General features: G+C 37.6%; 19 protein-coding genes, 1 tRNA gene and 2 pseudogenes. 17 read left to right on the top strand and 5 right to left on the bottom strand.

The window, feature by feature from the left end; translation table 11 throughout:
• The first annotated feature begins 34 nt into the window (after window positions 1-34).
• The 9 genes from lepB to BMW38_RS05875 all read left to right on the top strand — a co-directional run bounded on the left by lepB (window position 35) and on the right by BMW38_RS05875 (window position 6,351).
• A complete protein-coding gene (gene lepB / locus BMW38_RS05915) occupies window positions 35-862 on the top strand; it encodes a signal peptidase I (protein WP_005038901.1) in 828 nt (275 codons plus the stop codon).
• Between the two features lie 24 nt (window positions 863-886).
• On the top strand, window positions 887-1,261 hold the full coding sequence (locus BMW38_RS05910) for a DUF4845 domain-containing protein (protein WP_045429626.1): 375 nt from the start codon (window positions 887-889) through the stop codon (window positions 1,259-1,261).
• Window positions 1,233-1,925 (top strand): ribonuclease III, encoded by a 693-nt coding sequence (gene rnc / locus BMW38_RS05905; protein WP_004643662.1) that lies wholly within the window; start codon window positions 1,233-1,235, stop codon window positions 1,923-1,925. The genes BMW38_RS05910 and rnc overlap by 29 nt, the downstream gene beginning before the upstream one ends.
• Before the next feature lie 11 nt (window positions 1,926-1,936).
• Window positions 1,937-2,959: a GTPase Era gene (gene era / locus BMW38_RS05900; protein ID WP_092706634.1), complete on the top strand. Its 1,023-nt coding sequence runs from the start codon at window positions 1,937-1,939 to the stop codon at window positions 2,957-2,959.
• Window positions 2,960-2,976: 17 nt separating this feature from the next.
• Window positions 2,977-3,180 (top strand): NF038104 family lipoprotein, encoded by a 204-nt coding sequence (locus BMW38_RS05895; protein ID WP_139193531.1) that lies wholly within the window; start codon window positions 2,977-2,979, stop codon window positions 3,178-3,180.
• A gap of 9 nt (window positions 3,181-3,189) precedes the next feature.
• A complete protein-coding gene (locus BMW38_RS05890; protein ID WP_092706528.1) occupies window positions 3,190-3,903 on the top strand; it encodes a DNA repair protein RecO in 714 nt (237 codons plus the stop codon).
• A 13-nt stretch (window positions 3,904-3,916) separates the two neighbouring features.
• Window positions 3,917-4,642 (top strand): pyridoxine 5'-phosphate synthase, encoded by a 726-nt coding sequence (gene pdxJ, locus BMW38_RS05885; protein WP_092706526.1) that lies wholly within the window; start codon window positions 3,917-3,919, stop codon window positions 4,640-4,642.
• A gap of 6 nt (window positions 4,643-4,648) precedes the next feature.
• Complete coding sequence (locus BMW38_RS05880; RefSeq protein WP_092706524.1) at window positions 4,649-5,293, top strand: tRNA-(ms[2]io[6]A)-hydroxylase; 645 nt, start codon at window positions 4,649-4,651, stop codon at window positions 5,291-5,293.
• 299 nt (window positions 5,294-5,592) lie between these two features.
• Window positions 5,593-6,351, top strand: a complete 759-nt coding sequence (locus tag BMW38_RS05875) for an SDR family oxidoreductase (RefSeq protein ID WP_092706522.1) — start codon at window positions 5,593-5,595, stop codon at window positions 6,349-6,351.
• A gap of 187 nt (window positions 6,352-6,538) precedes the next feature.
• On the opposite strand, the gene BMW38_RS05870 is transcribed toward BMW38_RS05875, so the two are convergent.
• Window positions 6,539-6,614, bottom strand: a tRNA-Asn gene (locus tag BMW38_RS05870).
• A 52-nt stretch (window positions 6,615-6,666) separates the two neighbouring features.
• Between BMW38_RS05870 and BMW38_RS19300 the strand changes: the two are divergent.
• Window positions 6,667-6,786 (top strand): annotated as a pseudogene (locus BMW38_RS19300) (hypothetical protein); the annotation flags it as partial.
• Window positions 6,787-6,848: 62 nt separating this feature from the next.
• Window positions 6,849-7,280, top strand: coding sequence for a hypothetical protein (locus BMW38_RS05865; RefSeq protein ID WP_213031107.1), 432 nt, complete (start codon window positions 6,849-6,851; stop codon window positions 7,278-7,280).
• Window positions 7,281-7,295: 15 nt separating this feature from the next.
• Here the strand turns inward: BMW38_RS05865 and BMW38_RS05860 are convergent, their stop codons facing one another.
• On the bottom strand, window positions 7,296-7,733 hold the full coding sequence (locus BMW38_RS05860) for a PaaI family thioesterase (RefSeq protein WP_005045861.1): 438 nt from the start codon (window positions 7,731-7,733) through the stop codon (window positions 7,296-7,298).
• Window positions 7,734-7,919: 186 nt separating this feature from the next.
• Between BMW38_RS05860 and BMW38_RS05855 the strand changes: the two genes are divergently transcribed.
• A complete protein-coding gene (locus BMW38_RS05855; protein WP_092706518.1) occupies window positions 7,920-8,336 on the top strand; it encodes a GFA family protein in 417 nt (138 codons plus the stop codon).
• An 89-nt stretch (window positions 8,337-8,425) separates the two neighbouring features.
• On the opposite strand, the gene BMW38_RS05850 is transcribed toward BMW38_RS05855, so the two are convergent.
• Window positions 8,426-9,661, bottom strand: coding sequence for a pyridoxal phosphate-dependent aminotransferase (locus BMW38_RS05850; RefSeq protein ID WP_092706516.1), 1,236 nt, complete (start codon window positions 9,659-9,661; stop codon window positions 8,426-8,428).
• A gap of 207 nt (window positions 9,662-9,868) precedes the next feature.
• Between BMW38_RS05850 and BMW38_RS05840 the strand changes: the two genes are divergently transcribed.
• Window positions 9,869-10,048, top strand: a complete 180-nt coding sequence (locus tag BMW38_RS05840; protein ID WP_005038911.1) for a hypothetical protein — start codon at window positions 9,869-9,871, stop codon at window positions 10,046-10,048.
• 32 nt (window positions 10,049-10,080) lie between these two features.
• On the opposite strand, the pseudogene BMW38_RS05835 reads toward BMW38_RS05840, so the two are convergent.
• Both BMW38_RS05835 and BMW38_RS05830 read right to left on the bottom strand, forming a co-directional pair.
• Window positions 10,081-11,517, bottom strand: a pseudogene (locus BMW38_RS05835) (sensor domain-containing diguanylate cyclase); the annotation flags it as partial.
• Between the two features lie 175 nt (window positions 11,518-11,692).
• A complete protein-coding gene (locus tag BMW38_RS05830; protein WP_005045867.1) occupies window positions 11,693-12,484 on the bottom strand; it encodes an A1S_2505 family phage non-structural protein in 792 nt (263 codons plus the stop codon).
• 180 nt (window positions 12,485-12,664) lie between these two features.
• On the opposite strand from BMW38_RS05830, the gene uvrB reads away from it, so the two are divergent.
• The 4 genes from uvrB (at window position 12,665) to BMW38_RS05810 (ending at window position 18,099) form a co-directional block, all read left to right on the top strand.
• A complete protein-coding gene (gene uvrB, locus BMW38_RS05825; protein ID WP_092706512.1) occupies window positions 12,665-14,686 on the top strand; it encodes an excinuclease ABC subunit UvrB in 2,022 nt (673 codons plus the stop codon).
• Between the two features lie 93 nt (window positions 14,687-14,779).
• Entirely contained in the window at window positions 14,780-15,367 is a 588-nt protein-coding gene (locus BMW38_RS05820) for a lipocalin family protein (RefSeq protein WP_004643647.1), read from the top strand.
• A 110-nt stretch (window positions 15,368-15,477) separates the two neighbouring features.
• Window positions 15,478-16,425, top strand: coding sequence for an EamA family transporter RarD (gene rarD, locus BMW38_RS05815; protein WP_092706510.1), 948 nt, complete (start codon window positions 15,478-15,480; stop codon window positions 16,423-16,425).
• 216 nt (window positions 16,426-16,641) lie between these two features.
• The gene (locus tag BMW38_RS05810) at window positions 16,642-18,099 is read left to right on the top strand and encodes a glyceraldehyde-3-phosphate dehydrogenase (protein WP_003650341.1); all 1,458 of its coding nucleotides are present in this window, start codon (window positions 16,642-16,644) and stop codon (window positions 18,097-18,099) included.
• Window positions 18,100-18,133: the final 34 nt, after the last annotated feature.

Here is an 18,133-nt window from a genome sequence, read left to right as displayed (position 1 = left end):
TTAAGACAAGCAGCTAGGCTGCGAGTGAGGTCGTGTGGATTTTGATTTTAATTTAATTCTTGTTCCAGTTACGCTGATTCTATTTGCAGTGTGGTTGTTAGATAAATTTGTATTCAAACAGCGTGCAAATAAAGGGCGCGGGAACGAAAATTTTGTTATTACATGGGCCTATGACTTTTGGCCAGTTTTAGCTGTAGTGCTTGTGCTTCGTTCATTTCTTTATGAACCTTTTAATATTCCATCAGACTCTATGGTACCTACCCTAGAAACTGGTGATTTTATTCTGGTGAATAAATTTGATTATGGTGTGCGTTTACCTATCGTCAATAAGAAAATTATTGATGTAGGAGAACCAAAGCGTGGTGATGTGATTGTGTTCCGTTATCCACCTCAACCTACCATTAGTTATATTAAACGTGTAATCGGTTTGCCGGGTGATCATCTTGTTTATGATCATGGACAATTGATTATTAACGGACAAAAAGTACCGAAAGTATTAACACAGTTTAGTCGCGAAAAAGATGTGTTAGATACCCCAACGTCTATTTATCATAAAGAGACGATTGGTGAACACACCTTTACGATGCGTGAGCTTGAAGGCGTAAATGTGGCGCGTCAAGCACCGTTTATCAACTATGTTGAAAATGGTAAATATGCAAACCAAGACGGTTTATATTGGGAAGTGACTGTTCCAAAAGGGCATTACTTTGCAATGGGAGATAATCGTGATCAAAGTGCAGACAGTCGTTTCTGGGGCTTCGTTCCTGAAGAGAATTTAACAGGGCGAGCATTCTATGTGTGGATGCATAAAGAACCGGGTTTACATCTTCCTAACTTTGGCCGAAATGGAAAAATAGATTAAAAACAACCATTAGGAAAAAAAGAAATGCGTAAGGCACAACAAGGTACTTCGTATTTAGCAATTTTATTTGGGGTGGTTATATTTGCAGTTGCAGTAAAAACTGTACTTGCAGTTTGGCCAGCATATTGGGATGATCGATTGATTAATAATCAAATAGAAGAGCTTTTGCAAGAAAGCTCTTCTGAGATCACACCACGGAAGTTTGTGACACAAATGGATCAGCGACTGGAAATGAACAATATTCGTGATCTCCACTTTAAAGAGATTGCGCAAGTGTTTAATGAGTCTGGTCTGACAGTCAAAAAGAAATATGAAGTAAGAAAACCTTTCTTATCAAATATTGATTTAGTTTTAACATTTGAGAAGAGTTTTGATAAAACATCAGTTCAAACTAAGTGATCCTCGCTTATTGAGTCGCATCGGATATCAATTCAAGCAGCTTGAGTTGTTACAGTTAGCTTTGACTCATCGTTCGGTGAGTCATAAATACAATTACGAGCGCTTGGAATTTTTAGGCGATTCATTATTAGGCATGATTGTTGCCAATTATCTATATCATGCCTATCCAAATGAAAACGAAGGTCGTCTAACGCGTATGCGAGCGACTTTAGTCCGTCAGGAAGCTTTAGGTAAGATTGCAACCGATTTGCAACTTAGTCGGTGTTTAATATTAAGTACGGGTGAGTTGAAGTCTGGTGGTCATCATCGTGAGTCAATATTAGCTGACACGGTAGAGGCCATTATTGGTGCAATTTATATTGATAGTGGTGATCTCAACTTACTTACAGATATTGTGCTAAAATGGTATGTACCCTATTTAGACCATATTGAACCTACGGATCAACTTAAAGACCCGAAATCACGTTTACAAGAGTATCTACAAGCACGTAAAAAACCTCTCCCTGTTTACGAGGTTGTAGATATTCAGGGTGATGCACCTCACCAGCACTTTAAAGTTGAATGTTTGATAGATGGTTTATCAAAGATTTATGGTGAGGGTTCAAGTCGTCGTTTTGCCGAGCAGGCAGCAGCGGCGGAAATTTTAAAGTTATTGGAGCAATAACCTGCATGTCGATGCATTCTGATCAAATCAATCCAGATTCAAATGAAAACCAAGATCCTAATAATCTGATTGATCAATTTTTTAGTTCCAAAGGTGTGACAATTCCTTCGGATTTTAAGAGCGGATTTGTGGCGATTGTAGGACGTCCAAATGTGGGTAAATCTACCCTCATGAACCATTTATTAGGTCAAAAGCTCTCGATTACTTCGCGTAAACCTCAAACAACACGTCATAAAATTATTGGTATTGATTCGCGTGAAAAAATGCAGGCGGTGTATGTAGATACCCCAGGTATGCATAAAAAAGAAGTACGCGCTATTAATAAAATGATGAACCGTGCAGCACATTCTGCATTACGTGACGTCAATTTGGTCTTATTTGTTATTGATGCTTATAAGTGGACCCCAAATGACGACTTAGTGCTTGAAAAACTCAAGAATGCTGAGATGCCAGTTATTTTGGTGATTAACAAGGCTGATACTTTTGAAGATAAAAGAGATATTCTTCCTTTAATTCAAGAACGTGCCAAGCTTATGAATTTTGCCGAGATTGTTCCTGTATCTGCATTACGCGGAGCAAATCTGGAGCACTTGAGTGAAACGATTGAGAAGTATCTTCCTTATCAAGCACCTTTGTATTCATTTGATCAGATTACTGACCGTTCTGAGCGCTTTTTGGCTAGCGAAATTATTCGTGAAAAAATTATGCGTCAGTTAGGTGAAGAACTACCTTATGATTTAACAGTACAAATTGAATCTTTCAAAACGGAAGAGGCTGCTGTTAATGAGAAAACTGGTCGTTTAAAACCAGCTTGTACCTATATTGATGCAACGATTTTTGTAGATCGTGCGGGTCAAAAAGCGATTGTGATTGGTGAAAAAGGTGCCAAGCTTAAAACAATCGGTATGGATGCTCGAAAAGACATGGAAAAGATGTTTGAGCAAAAAATTATGCTTACACTTTGGGTAAAAGTGAAGGGTGGCTGGTCTGATGATGAGCGTGCCTTAAAAAGCTTAGGATATAGTGATATCTAAAGGATAAGGATACTGGTATGAAAACAATTACATCATTGGTCGCTATAATTGGATGTACATTGATGTTACAAGGTTGTGTATATAAGCTTGTAACCGTACCAGTAGGTATCGCCTATAAAACTACAAAAGGTGTTGTCAAAGGTACAGCGGCTGTTGTAGGCGCGGTGATTCCTGATGGCGATGATGAGGATGAAAAAAAAGAAAAAGAATCTGAGGAATAGTTTCTTTTTATGATGCGCAATGAAGTCCTCCATGGATATATGATTCATCACCGTAAGTACCGTGAAAAAAGTCATATTGTGCATCTTTTTACTCAGGAGTATGGGCGAGTCGATGGTATTTTAAGACAGACTCCACCCCCTCAGTATCAACCTATCCGATTGCAAGCAACTGGTAAAAGTGAGCTGAAGAACTTTACTAAGTTAGAAATATTAAATCAGCCTGTTTTCTTTTTTGGTGATGCCTTTTTTGCCGGATTTTATTTAAGTGAAATCATTCTTCGGCTATGTCCACTAGAAGAGGCAATGCCTCAATCTTTTGAGCAATATCAGTTAACTCTATTGCAGTTACAGCAGCTCGCTTCTACTGATCAGCCCGATCTTTTTTTAAGACAGATATTACGCCAGTTCGAACATGTGCTTTTGCCTGAACTTGGGTACGCACTTGATTTTTCAATTGATACTCAGCAGCAGCCAATACAGGCTCATCAGTTTTATCAATTTCAAGTGACCGAAGGTTTTGCTCCTGTTGCGCAGGCGAGTCGTTCCTCTTTGTCAGGAAAAGCGATTTTGTCTATGGTAGATTATGAGCAAGGGCAGGATTTTTCTCACGAACAACTGCAATTATTAGGTAAACTATACCGTCAAATGATTACATCGCTTTTAGGAGATCGTCCTCTAAAAAGTCGACAATTGTGGATTCAAAATACTCAAACTCAATCGTAATTAGGATTTTTTTATGGCTGCATTGCTTGGTGTAAACATAGACCATGTTGCTACTTTAAGACAGGCGCGCGGTACTACTTACCCAGACCCTGTAGAAGCTGCTCTTATTTGTGAACAAGCTGGTGCAGAGGGAATTACCTTGCATTTGCGTGAAGATCGTCGCCATATTCAGGATGATGACGTACGCCGCATGCGACCGTTACTAAAAACACGCATGAATCTAGAGTTGGCTGTTACTGATGAAATGGTCGAGTTTGCGAAAGAAATTCAGCCACAGCATGTATGCTTCGTTCCTGAAAGACGCCAAGAAGTAACAACTGAAGGTGGTTTGGATGTAGTAGGTAACTTTGAAAAAGTTAAAGCTGCAACTCAGGCCTTAGCCGCTATTGGTTGTGATGTATCATTATTTATTGATGCTGATCTAGCTCAAATTGATGCAGCAGTTGCATGTGGCGCACCTACGATTGAGTTGCACACGGGTGCATATGCAGATGCCACAACGGAGCAAGATCAACAGGCTGAGTTGGCGCGTATTATTAAAGGTGTTGAATACGCAGCTTCAAAAGGTTTGGTGGTAAATGCGGGTCACGGACTTAACCTTAAAAATATTGCTCCAATTGCTGCTATCTCACAAATTCATGAATTAAACATTGGACACTCAATTATTGCTGAAAGCATTTTTGTAGGTCTTGTTCAAGCTGTCAAAGATATGAAAGCAGCAATTCAAGTGGCAGGATAATTGGTTATGTCGAGTATCAATTACGATGAACTAATGCAACCTGTTTTGGCCTTTTTAGGATGTCAAACGCCCAAAGCATGGCTAGATGAAGCGGTCAATAATTTAGATATCTTGTTGCAAGATCATGCTAATTGCGAAAAAAAAGCAGCTAGTACAGCAATGAACTTAATGTTCCGCTATAGCTTTTTCCCTGATTTGCAAGTGAAGCTTGCACAACTGGTACGGGAAGAAATGCTCCATTATGAACAAGTGCTTGAGCTAATGGCCAAGCGTGGTCAGAAATGGGATGGCTTAAGTGCAGGGCGCTATGCAGGTGGGTTGCGTAAAGAAATTTGTACTTATGAGCCGGAAGCTTTAATTGATGTACTTGTGGTAGGTGCTTTTGTTGAGGCTCGCTCATGCGAACGTTTTCATGCACTTGCCCCACGTGTAGATGAAGAGTTGGGACGCTATTATCGCTATTTGCTTAAGTCTGAGTCTCGTCATTTTGAAGACTATTTAGCACTTGCACTTGATGTTGCAAAAACTGCAAAAATGAAAAATCCTAAAGAGGATATTCAGCAGCGCATTGAGCATATTCGTGAGGTTGAAAAGAACCTGATTTTAACGCCTGATGATACCTTCCGTTTTCACAGCGGCGTGCCTGCATAATCAAAAAAGTTGTAAATAAAAAAGTTTATCTTTCTAGGTAAACTTTTTTTATTTTAACCTTTAAATTTTTTAATTATTTTTATAAGTGGTTAGCATCTGGGGATGCGGTATTTATTACCTGATACTCCTGATAAAATCATATCTATATAATTAATTTCCTTAAATATTGTTATCCATAATTAAATTTTTTAGAAAAATCTTTTATTTTTTAAAGTAATAACGAATATTATGTAAATATAAAGATAGGTTTGTTCATAATCGGTTCAACTAAAGTAGTCGAATATTTTAAGGATATAAGAATGTTAGCATTAGTTACAGGCGCTTCTGCGGGTTTTGGTTATAGTATTTCAAAAAAACTGATTGAGTTAGGTTATAAAGTTATTGGCTGTGGAAGACGGGCAGAAAAGCTAAAAGAATTACAACAAGAGCTCGGTGAAAAATTCTATCCACTCGTATTTGATATGACAGATACAGTAGAAAATATAAATAAAGCATTGGTTGATTTACCAACCGAATTCCAAATCAGTCAAATTGATTTATTAGTTAATAATGCCGGATTAGCATTAGGGCTAGAGCCAGCAGATAAATCAGATTTAGATGATTGGTACACCATGGTAGATACCAATATTAAAGGGTTGATTACTATTACTCGGTTAATTTTACCGAATATGGTGAAGAAAAAGTCTGGTTTAATTATCAATATGGGATCAATTGCAGGTACATACCCATATCCAGGTGGTAATGTGTATGGGGCAACCAAAGCATTTGTGGAGCAATTTAGTTTAAATCTTCGAGCTGATCTGTCAGGTACTGGTATTCGAATAACTAATATTGAGCCAGGTCTTTGTGGTGGTACAGAATTTTCTTTGGTGCGTTTCAAGGGCGATCAGGAAAAGGTAAATAGTCTGTATGATAAAAAGAACCCAATCTTGCCTGAAGATATTGCAAATACGGTAGCGTGGGTTGCATCACAGCCTCCACATATTAATATTAACCGTATTGAAATGATGCCGACTTCTCAGTCTTTTAGCCCTTTAAAAGTTGTTGAAGTAGAGTAATAAGATTCAGAATGAACCGATAGTGAGTTTATAGATGCTATGTCCTTTGAATTTTGATTCGGACATTGAATGAAACTAGTAGATTAATAATTAAATCCTCTATGTCGTCATAGGGGATTTTTTTATAGTTATTGATAAATTTATGGCAAAAAAAAGCCCGCTTTAATGCTGCGGGCTTTTTTGTATTTGGCTCTCCCACCTGGGCTCGAACCAGGGACCTGCGGATTAACAGTCCGTCGCTCTACCGACTGAGCTATGGGAGAATCTGCATGCGATTATAAGGAGATTTTGAGAAGGGTCAAGTGAAAATCGCTATGTTGCCTTCATTTTTGTGTTGTATGCTTTTTATTTGATCAGTTGGAAGGTGTTGGAGTAAATTACTTGCACTTTAAAAATTCAATTGCTAGATTTAAACAAGAACAAGCGTTTGAATAAATTCAAACAGTGTGGATTTAAACCAACTTGCCAGCACTAAAATGGCTAAATCGGAGATAAGTATGAAAACACTTACTGTTGCCTCTATTTTTTCTAATTTTGATTTTTATCAAAGCAATTATCTCAATATTTTAAGTCGAACAGAATCTTATTACACACCTGTAGAGGGTGCGTCGATTGATGCTTATCCTTTTAAAAAGCAGGACTTGTACTTAGGTGATTTATTGCAGCTTTGGTTCAGTTCTAAATGGGATGTGCATAGTTCACTAAAAGTTTTAAAAAGTTCAAAACTATTAAATCCCTCTAAACCCTTATATATTTTTCAATTAGAAGGGGAGTTACTACTGGGTAAAAATAAAGCTCTAGCTTGGTCTTTTGAATATCAAGAGGTGGTAGAGCTTCAACTCAAGAGTATTTGGGTACCTTATGTAGTGGCGCAAACCTGTGATCGTCCAAATAACCAATATTACTCAATAAAAAAGGCAGCGGTTTAAGGCTGCCTCTTATGACTATGGGCGAATAATCATGCAGGTTGCTGTTGCATAAGCATAAAGTTTACCTTCCTCATCAATAATCTTTCCTTCGGAAATTCCTAAGTTTTTACTTATGTTAATGACTTTACCTGTTGCAATTAAAGGATGGTTTTTTGGAATTGGACGACACATTTTTACATTGAGGTCGATGGTTCCATAGCCTACGCCAGCAGGTAGCATAGTGTGTACGGCACAGCCAGTCACAGAGTCTAAAACTGTAGCAGCAAAGCCCCCATGTACGCCGCCTAGCGGGTTTAGATGATTATGATCTGCTTGGGCTTTGAACGTAACAGATCCTTCTGAAATTTCAGTAGGTTGCATAGGTATGGTTTTACTAATACTTGCTGCTGGAATATGGCCATCAATCATCGCTTGTAAAAATTCAAGACCAGTCATTTCCATGGGATTTTTCATTTTTGAGTCCTTTAATTCTATAAGTTCTTAAATGGAACTTGTATTTAAATTATGATGTAAAAGTACTATTGTCAAGTTAGAAAAATGAAGTGATAAGTTCAGTTATAGTTTACAAACTTGTAAATTTTAATTAGACAGAATATTTTATGAAATTAAAAATATAAAACTTATCAATGGGAAATAATAATGAACGGTCAATGTTTATGTGGTAAGACTACATTTGAGGTAGAGCTAAAAAATCATGATGTCCATGTTTGCCATTGTTCGATGTGCCGCCGACAAACCAGTGGTGTTATTATGACGATTGATGTTGTACAAGGTAGTCTAAAGTTTATTCATCAAGAACATCTCAGTGTTTTTAACTCTTCCGAATGGGGAGAAAGAGGCTTTTGCAACGCCTGCGGAACTACAATTTTTTGGAGAACTAAGGATCAAGGCTACTGCAACATTAATGCATTTTCTTTAGATGAACCCGTAAATGACTTAAAGTTAGATCTGGAAATTTTTATTGATTCAAAACCTGGTTTTTATGCCTTTCAAAATAATACAAAAAAAATGACTGAAGCTGAGGTCATGGCTTTATTTAATTCTGCTGAGTCATAAATAGTAGCTAAGAATAAAATTTTTAATTTTCTATTCATAAAAAAAGGAGGCCTCAACTTGAAGTTGAAGCCTCCTTTTAAAATTACAAATTACTTAGCTGTTTTTTCAGCTTCAATAGAAGCGATAGCAGCATCTACACCGTCAATTGAGTCAGCAGCTTTTTTGATACGTGCTAACGCATCAACGAGTACTTCGTCAGCTGTTGCATATGAAATACGCATAAAACCGCCTAGACCAAATGCATCACCAGGCACTACTGCTACACCAGTTTCTTCTAGTAACCATTCAGAGAATTCTGTGCAAGATTTTAAGCCTTTTGCACGAATAAGAGGGCGAATGTTTGCATAGGCATAGAAAGCACCGTCAGCAGGCAAGCAAGAAATCCCTTTGATTTCATTCAAGCCGTTTACGACTAAGTCATGACGGCGTTTGAACGCTTTAATCATTGGTTGAAGGACGTCTTGAGGACCATTCAATGCAGCTTCAGCAGCAACTTGTGAAATAGAAGTTGGGTTTGAAGTTGATTGAGACTGGATTTTTTTCATTGCGCCAATGATTTTTGCTGGGCCGGCTGCATAGCCAATACGCCAACCTGTCATCGCATATGCTTTAGAAACACCATTTAAAACAATCGTACGATCATATAAATCTGGAGCAACAGTTGCGATGTTGTAGAACTCATCTTCCCAACGAATTGGTTCATACATATCGTCAGATGCAACAAACACTTGTGGATGGCGACGTAATACTTCAGCTAAAGCTTCTAATTCAGCTTTGCTATAGATCATTCCTGTCGGGTTAGATGGGCTGTTTAATACAACTAAACGAGTGTTAGGGGTAATAGCCGCTTCTAATTGTTCAGGAGTAATTTTGAAGCGTTGGTCTTCGCCACATTTCACAATGACTGGAGTACCTTCAGCAATAATGACCATATCTGGATAGCTTACCCAGAACGGTGCTGGAATGATAACTTCATCGCCTTTGTTTAATAGAGCAAGAGCCAAGTTAAAGAAGCTTTGCTTACCACCACATGAAACCAAAATCTGATTCGCTTGATAATCAAGATTATTATCGCGTTTAAATTTAGCAATAATTGCTTTTTTTAACCCAGGAGTACCATCTACAGCCGTATATTTGGTGAAACCATTATTAATCGCTTCAATTGCAGCATCTTTGATGTGTTGAGGGGTATCAAAGTCTGGTTCGCCAGCACCTAAACCAATCACATTCTTGCCAGCAGCTTTAAGTTCAGCAGCTTTGTTGGTTACAGCAAGTGTAGGGGACGGTTTGATGGCATTGACACGATCAGAAAGACGTACGTCCACGGCAATATTCCTCTTATGGGATTAAAAAATAAAAAGCATACTATCTTATCGCAAAAATTAAGTAATTTGCGGATGTGAACCTTTTCAGATGTAAAAAAGTTTAGTTTAGTAATCACCTTAAGCAATATTTATTCAATTGAAGCTTTTTTAGAAAGAAATGAGAAAATCATTTATAATAGGTCGCAATCGAAATTTCGAGAATGAATCATGACTGAGCAACAGCCAAAACAGAAAAAGGCTTTGGTGAAATTGCCATTCCCAATGCCGAATGATAGCAATGAAGCCGACGACGCGGTACACAACCAAGTGCGTCCAAAACCAGAGCAATACGCAGATAGAACGTGGATGCCTCCGCGTGGTACTCGTCGTTCTATGGGAAAACGCTAATCTCGAAAACAGGCAATATGCCTGTTTTTTTATTGATTAAATAAAATTTCCTGATAATAGCTTTTTTTCTTTTGGTACATGTGATGGTCAGCTCGCTTTAACATGTCCTCAATTTGTTCATTTGTTTGAGTGGTTGCATGTCCAATTGCAATGCTAATTGGGTGGCTTGAATAATATTGATTGTCGATATTAAAAAGCTCTTGAATGGTTTGAAGCATAATTAGAACATTCGCCTCATCTGCCCCTGGCATTAAAATTACGAATTCATCGCCACCTATTCTAGAAGCCGTATATGCTGTATTTAAAATGGCCTGACTTAAAATATTTCCGACGCGACGCAATAAGCCATCCCCAATATCATGACCAAACTGATCATTTGTTTCTTTTAATCCATTCATATCTAAGAAAATTGAAGAAACAGGTCGGATAATACTTCGGTTTAAACGGTTCAATTCCTCTGTAAAAAAAGCGCGATTATATAGTTTGGTCAGGACATCGTGCTGCCCCAAATATTCAAGATAGTTTTCCGCTTTTTTTCGCGCCGTAATATCGGTCAGTGCAACCTGTACCAGTCCCCAAGTGTCTTCATAACCTGGGAAAACAGTAAATTGAAGTAAGACATTTCTCATTTGCCCATCTAAAGCATAGTTAATGGCTTCACGCTTATGATGAATATTACCTTGCCATAATTCGATGAGTTGTTCCCGAAAAGTTTCAATCATCTCTTCAGCAAAAATCTTATGTGTATTTCTTAAAAGTGTCGACTTATCAGGAGCCTTAAATAAATCAAGAGTTGCCTGATTAACATCTAAAATTAGAATATCTTCTACACACTGACGGACAAATTCAGGATGGACATCTAGAAAAGTTCTAAAATCTTCAATACCTAATAACCTGAGTTGATCAATTCTATTTTTTATACGGCTGAAATCTTCGACCCAAAGAGAAGTGGGTGAATAGATAAACATAGACTCAGCTAATCGACGATTTTTTGCTTCCTCACGAAGTGCATTTTGATAGGGCGTAATGTCTTCGGTGGTAATTAATACACGCTCAAAGGTCGATTCAGAGCCGGGTAAAATAGAACCTCTTAGCTGAACATCAATACGTTTGCCTGATAAGGTGTAATTTACAGTCGTACTTGAAAAGTGAGTTTTACCATTCCATAGTTCTTCCAGTTCATGAATATGTGATTCGAACATTTCTTTTTTAAAAATAAGATTTAAATTCGAATATAGCTCTTCGTGAGTTCTTGCTTCAAAAAGTTCTAATGTTTTTTGATTAACACGAACAATTTTAATTTTATGTGCACATTCACTGATTAAGTTTTTATTTTGACTTAAAAATTCATGGAGGTTTTCAATACCTTGATTTCTCCATAAATCAAATTGTTGTTTAACTTCACTGAAATCCTCAATCCACATTGGAATTGGGCTAAGGTCAAAAATTGAAGAATCTAAAGTTTCCATATGTTTCTTTAAGTATTCAGTTTGCCTTAAAGTATAATGAGAAAAATTAGAATTTGGGAAGCTAAAGAACTTAAATCTATTAGAATAATTAAAAATATAAAGATTAAATGTAAGTGAAAATAAAATAATGAGAAAGCAGATATTATCCGCTTAGCTCATAAATTTATAAGAAAAATTAACGATTAATAGGGTGGTCAATATTCTTTTCACCACGCCAGAGTTTGATAAAGTCTTGCTCATCAAAATCATAAAGTTCCATGAGTGCAACCACAGCACTTACAAAAATCATGGCGCCCTCAGAGTTTCCGTGCAGGTCAAAAATTTTACCATTGAGCTTTCCTAAAATATCACTCAGCTCATGATCACGGCCTCGTCCATAACGATCCCGAGGGTATAGCTCTTCATTTAAAACAATAAGAGCAATGGCTTTTTCGGCACTTGATAAATCTGTTTTATCTAAGGCTTCTTCAAAAGATTCACTTCCATGATTAAAGTAAAAAATAACCTCATCATTAATGAAACTTTTTACCATCTTTTGAGTTAATGTCGGAAATTCAGAAACTGCATTATCTTCAACATAAGGTTTAAAAGATTCTGGAAAGATAACGTTGTGATGAATATCTTTAAATAGTGGCGCAATTTCAGAAACTTTATAACCTGCGATGCCACAACCTAAAGCCGTGACAAAATATTTCATTTTAGGATGATTTTTTGCATATATCTTAAAATCTTCAACATAGTGCTCAATCTGTGAAAGAGGCATTTGTTGAATATGTTCATTTAAGGTGGGAATTGCAAAGCTTTGACCAGCCCAGCCGCGACCTACACCTTCGACTGCACCGAAGTGTTGACTGGCAACGCGTGCTGCACCGCTACCGTGCTGTCCAGCAAGGTTACTTCCAAATACAAAAACTGTATCTTCGGGAAGTTCGGTTACAATACTTTCATCATGATATTGATAGGTCATGGTTATGCTTTTTATTTAATGGATAGCTTCATGTTGCAACTGATTAGGGTATTGGTCAAGTGTTAAGATGCTTAATCTTTTACATTGAATTTCCAACTCAATTTGCACTTTAAATTAAGATAAAAATCCCCATTAATGGGGGAGACGTTAAATTCAATTTTTTCATAAAGAGAGATAACTTTGAACGAAAATCAACCTTTCGATTTGGTCACTCATTATCAGCCAGCAGGTGATCAGCCACAGGCAATTGAAAAGCTGGTCAATGGTATCGAGCATGGTTTTCGTAATCAGTTATTGCTAGGGGTAACGGGCTCAGGTAAAACCTATACCATGGCAAATGTGATCGCCCAAACACAGCGACCTACAATTGTGATGGCTCATAACAAAACTTTGGCTGCACAGCTTTATGGTGAGTTCAAATCTTTCTTCCCCAATAATGCGGTCGAGTATTTTGTAAGTTATTACGATTACTACCAACCAGAAGCTTACGTTCCATCTTCGGATACGTTTATTGAAAAAGATTCAGCCATTAATGATCACATTGATCAGATGCGCTTATCAGCAACACGAGCTTTATTAGAACGTCGTGATGCAATTATTGTGGCATCGGTTTCTGCAATTTATGGTTTGGGTGACCCGAATGCTTATATGCAAATGTTGCTGCATGTGGTTGAGGGCGACCGAGTAAGCCGCGATGAAATCATCCGCCGATTGGTTGAAATGCAATATACGCGTAATGAACTTGAATTTTTACGTGGTACTTATCGTATTCGCGGCGAAATTATTGATATTTTCCCAGCGGAATCTGATCAACATGCGATTCGTATTGAACTATTTGATGATGAAGTCGATTCAATCCGTTGGTTTGACCCGCTAACTGGTAAAATGGTTCGTAAAGTTTCTCGGATAACGATTTATCCGAAAAGCCACTATGTGACACCAAAAGATCATTTGACCCGTGCCATTGATACAATTAAAGATGAATTACAAGATCAGCTTAAATTCTTCCGTGAACATGACAAATTGCTTGAAGCACAGCGTATTGAGCAACGGACACGTTACGATCTGGAAATGATGCAACAGTTGGGTTATACCAATGGTATCGAAAACTATTCGCGTCATTTGTCAGGACGTCCGTCTGGTGAAGCACCGCCGACTTTATTTGACTATATTCCAGAAGATGCTTTGCTCATTATTGATGAATCACACGTTACTGTTCCGCAAATTGGAGCGATGTATAAAGGTGACCGGTCACGTAAAGAAAACTTAGTAAATTATGGGTTCCGTTTGCCAAGTGCGCTTGATAACCGTCCGATGAAATTTGAAGAGTGGGAGCGTATTGTACCGACGACCATTTTTGTAAGTGCAACACCTGCTAAATATGAATTAGAAAAGTCAGATCAAATCGTTGAACAAGTGGTACGTCCAACAGGTCTAATCGACCCTGAAATTGAGATTCGTCCTGTCTTAACCCAAGTAGATGATGTTCTTTCTGAAATTAATATTCGTAAAAACTTGAATGAACGGGTATTAATTACCACTTTAACCAAGCGTATGGCAGAAGACCTGACTTCTTATTTAAAAGAATATGGCGTTAAGGTCGCTTATCTCCACTCAGATATTGATACGGTTGAACGCGTCAAAATTATTCATGAACTACGTACAGGTGTTTTTGATGTTTTAGTCGGCATTAACCTGCTACGTGAAGGTCTGGATATGCCTGAAGTTTCTTTGGTGGCTATTTTAGATGCAGATAAAGAAGGCTTTTTACGTTCAGAACGCTCACTCATTCAGACGATTGGTCGTGCTGCGCGTAATGTGAAAGGTAAAGCAATTTTATATGCTGACCGAATTACCGATTCTATGCAAAAAGCAATAGATGAGACTGATCGCCGTAGAGCCAAACAAATTGAATTTAATGAGTTGCATGGTATTACGCCACGTAGTGCTGTTCGTCAGGTCATCAAAGAAATTGACTCGGGTGAGATACTTTCAGACGATGAGATTGATGAAAAAGTACTTGAGCAAGCACAAGCATTGAGTGCCGATGAAAGACATATTCTTTCAGATCCTAAACTGTTTAGTAAGCATATTACTAAGCTTGAAAAAGATATGTTAAAGGCCTCGAAAGATTTACAGTTCGAGCAGGCAGCGCGGATACGTGATGAAATCATTCGATTAAAAGCGCAAATGTTGCAATAAACGAATACATAACGCTACATAATGTGTTTAAAAAACAAGCTACTGTAGATGTTTGAGTTCTTTTGTATTCACAACTAATCGTTGAGGGCAACAATGGCATTTCGAAATAATGTTCCGCAAGCCAGTTGGCGTTTGGCTAAAATTGCGTTGGGCGGTGTTGTTTTGGCTGGTTTAGCTGTTGGAACGTATGTCTATGCTCAGCCGAAACCTTTGCAAACCGTTTATAAAGTTGAACTGGACCGATATTTAGGTGTCTGGTATGAAGTCGCCCGTAAGCCTGCTTTTTTTCAAAAAAAATGTGCTTACAACGTATCTGCAACTTATACCTTAAACGAAAATGGAAATGTGGTTGTAGATAATCGCTGTTATGACAATAGAAAACAATTACAGCAATCTATTGGTGAAGCCTTTGTCGTAAATCCGCCATACAACACGAAATTGAAGGTGAGTTTCTTACCAGAAGCTGTGAGATGGATTCCAGTCATTCGTGGAGATTACTGGATTTTAAAAATAGATGAAGACTATCAAACTGTTTTAGTAGGAGAACCTTCTCGTAAATATCTTTGGGTGTTATCAAGAACACCTCATCCTGAACAAGAAGTGGTTGATGAATATCTAAATTATGCAAAAACATTAGGTTTTGATATTCGCGATATTATTCGCACAGAACATAAAGAATAACTGTAGATGTCTGATTAATAAAAAACCATGTTTTTACATGGTTTTTTCTTTTTTATAGTGGATAAATCAAGTATTGTGGTGAGCTGTTTTTACTAAAGTATAAGAGGGTGATGATGTTTAAGGGCGTGAGCTTGTCTGTCATGGCATCTATCACTTTTGGTGTACTTTATTTTTATACTCAATTGTTAAGTCAGCTTGATAGTGAACAGACTTTTGGATGGCGGATTATTGCAACACTACCAGTTCTCACTTTGTTTATGTGGTGGAGCGGTGATTTAGGATATATAAAAAATATCTACCAGCGTATTTTGGCAAAGCCGTCTTTATTATTGTTGTTAATCACAACCTCTGTTTTAACTTCAGTACAACTTTGGCTGTTTTTATGGGGGCCTATGCATGGGCGTGGCTTACAAGTATCTTTAGGCTACTTTCTATTGCCGCTTGTTCTTGTCTTGGCTGGAAGTGTGCTGTATGGCGAAAAAATATCAAAATTTCAATGGGTCGCAATTATTCTTGCAGTCATTGGAGTCGGCCATGAGATCTGGCGTTTAGGAAGTATTGCTTGGGAAACTGCACTAGTTGCAGTTGGTTATTCTGCCTACTTTTTATTACGTAAGACCATTAAAACAGACAATTTAGGCGGTTTTTGGTGGGACTTAGTCATTATTCTACCGATTGCGATTTATTTGACCCATACGGGTTTACTCCCTTATAGCAAATTTATAGACCAGCCGAGTCTTGCTTTGGTCATTGTTGGGCTTGGAATTTTAAGTGCTATTGGTTTAGGAAGTTATATTCTGGCAAGTCGCTTTTTACCGTTAGTCGTGTTTGGACTTTTAGGATATTTAGAACCTGTATTACTTGCTCTCGCTTCTTTAGTTTTAGGGGAGGGTATTGGCCAAGAAGAATGGTTCACTTATATTCCGATTTGGTGCGCAGTATTTATACTCGTTTTAGAAGGTGCCGTTCACCTTTATCAGCAACGTCAAAAAGCCAAAAATTTGCAGCTCAACATCGCGAAATATCAAAAAAGATTAAAAAATGATGAGCTTGATTAGAGGAGCAGAATCTAAAAAGTAAGAAAAAGCAAAAATTTAGCTGCTTTAAACAATAAAATAATAAAAAATAATTATAGGTATTTTATGAATTTATGATGAATTTTAGGAAAATCTAATCACTAACGTCAGCTTTTGATTCATTCTTGCCAATAATTCCATTACAATTACGGGGTTTAAAAAATCACGCCTAGATATAATTAATTAGAGGACGTATCTGTGAGCAAAGACACTATCATCGCCCTGCATGCTGAACACCAAGGCCGTTGGAAAAACCGTGAAGAAATCGCGGAACGTATGATTGCATTAATTGGACAATTATACCGTGAAAAAAATATTGTCGTATCTGTTTACGGTCGCTCTTTAATTAACCGTTCTGTTATCCAAATTTTGAAAACTCACCGTCGTACACGTGTTGTAGACGTTGAGCTTTCTGTTGTAAATACATTCCCAATTTTAGAAGCTTTAGCTAAGCTTGAAAATATTGGTTCTGCAGAAGTTGATATCGGTAAACTTGCTGTTGAATATAAAGAAAAAGGCGGTGATGTTGATGCTTTTGTTGCTCAAGCAGTTGAGTCAATCAAAGGTAGCGCAACTTCTGAACAACCTAAAGATGTCGTTCTTTATGGTTTTGGTCGTATTGGCCGTATCTTGGCTCGTTTAATTATTAGCCAATCAGGTCTAGGTCGTGGTTTAAGCCTTAAAGCAATTGTTGTGCGTAAATCTTCTGATGGCGATTTAGCAAAACGTGCTTCTTTACTTCGTCGTGACTCTATTCACGGTACTTTCGCTGGCACAATTGCTGTTGATGAAGAAAACGAAGCAATCATTGCTAATGGTAACTTCATTAAAGTGATTTATGCATCTAGCCCAAGTGAAGTTGACTATACTGAATACGGTATTTCAAATGCACTTTTAATCGACAATACTGGTAAATGGCGTGATGCTGAAGGTCTAAGCCAACACTTGAAATGCCCAGGCGTTGCACGTGTTGTATTGACTGCACCAAGTAAAGGCGAAATGAAAAACGTTGTATTTGGCGTAAACAACACAGACATCTTAGATGAAGACAAAATCATCTCTGCTGCAAGTTGTACAACAAATGCAATTACTCCAATTCTTAAAGTATTGGATGACAAATATAAAGTTCTTAATGGTCATGTTGAAACTGTTCACTCATTTACAAATGACCAGAACTTGATTGATAACTACCATAAAGCAGATCGTCGTGGTCGTGCTGCTACTTTAAACATGGTAATTACAGAAACTGGCGCAGCTAAAGCAGTTGCTAAAGCATTACCTGCATTAAAAGGTAAGTTAACTGGTAACTCTGTACGTGTTCCTACACCAAACGTATCTCTTGCTATCTTGAACTTAACGCTTGATAAAGAAATTGATCGCGAAGAAGTGAACGAATACATTCGTCAAATTTCAATTAACTCTAGCCTTCAAGGTCAAATTGGTTATACCAACTCGACTGAAGTTGTATCGAGTGACTTTATCGGTTCTCGTACTGCTGGTGTATATGACGCTCAAGCAACGATTACTTCTGGTAACCGTTTAACTGCTTATGTTTGGTACGATAACGAAGTAGGTTATAGCTGTCAGGTATTACGTATCGCTGAACAAATGTGCGGCGTAAGCTACAAAAAAATCCCAGCAGAATTGAATGCTTAAGATCATTTAACGATCTATAAAAGATTTTCACAAA

Origin of the sequence: Acinetobacter sp. yr461 (genome assembly GCF_900110445.1) — a bacterium.
GTDB classification, from domain to species: domain Bacteria; phylum Pseudomonadota; class Gammaproteobacteria; order Pseudomonadales; family Moraxellaceae; genus Acinetobacter; species Acinetobacter calcoaceticus.
The sequence above is the reverse complement of the archived record's forward strand: the minus strand, read 5'-3'. Positions and strand labels throughout refer to the sequence as shown.